The organism is Acerihabitans sp. TG2 (assembly GCF_035013185.1).
In the GTDB taxonomy this organism is placed as follows: Bacteria; Pseudomonadota; Gammaproteobacteria; order Enterobacterales; family Enterobacteriaceae; genus Acerihabitans.
Genome location: NZ_JAYGJO010000091.1, coordinates 1 through 1,044, shown reverse-complemented (window position 1 = coordinate 1,044; position 1,044 = coordinate 1). Strand labels below are relative to the sequence as shown.

Here is a 1,044-nt window from a genome sequence, read left to right as displayed (position 1 = left end):
TTGATAGCCTGCCGGATCACACTGTTCAGCGATTCTATCGCGATCGCCTTGCGGATATCGGGCGGATAACCAAAGAAGGTATTGAGATTTTCCCAGTGGGCCCGCCAGCTTTTGCTGATTTGAGGATATTTACCATCCCAGGCGTTCGCGAATGCATCCAGCGCCATCAAGGCGGCTTCTTCCGTCGGCGATTGATAGACGGTTTTAAGCCCGGCAGTAACGCCCTTATAGTCTTTCCACGATACGAATTTCAGGCTATTGCGTACCATGTGGATAATGCAAAGCTGGATATGCGTTTGCGGGTAAACGCTGTTTATCGCCTCCGGGAAGCCTTTCAGGCCGTCCACGCAGGCGATAAGGATGTCTTGAAGACCACGATTTTTCAGCTCAGTCAGTACGTTAAGCCAGAACTTGGCACCCTCATTCTCAGCCAACCACATTCCTAGAAGCTCTTTCTTACCTTCGGTATTGATGCCCAGAGCCAGGAAAACGGCCTTATTTATTACCGAGCCATTGTGCCGAACCTTCACCACGATACAATCAAGATAAACAATGGGATATAGCGAGTCCAGCGGACGATTTTGCCATTCGGTTACGTGTTCTTTAACGGCATCCGTCACTTTAGAAATCAAGGTAGGCGACACGTCGGCGTCATACATTTCCTTGAACGTCGCAACGATTTCACGCGTGGTCATGCCTTTAGCATAAAGAGAGAGGATCTGGCTGTCCATCTGCGTGATACGGGTCTGGTTCTTCTTGATAAGCTGCGGCTCGACGGTACCTTCACGGTCACGTGGCGTGCTTAGCACAATCTCGCCGTCATCGATAAGCAATGTTTTTGAGGAGTACCCGTTACAGGTGTTGGTACCTGTTTTGGGCGTATTTTTCTCATGCCCGAGATGATCGGTGAGTTCAGCATTCAGCGCCGTTTCGACGGTAAGCTTAGTCAACATGCGTGAAAACTGATTAAGATCAGCCTCAGTCTTGATGCCTTTGGCCAGTTCTGTAGCAAGTGCCTGAAGTTTCTTCTCGTCCATAATTTAC

1 protein-coding gene is annotated in these 1,044 nt (G+C 49.3%); it reads right to left on the bottom strand.

The window, feature by feature from the left end:
- Positions 1–1,037: IS256 family transposase (locus tag SJI19_RS24645; protein ID WP_323480868.1), on the bottom strand; the 1,037-nt coding region annotated here is incomplete at its 3' end.
- Between the last annotated feature and the right edge of the window lie 7 nt (positions 1,038–1,044).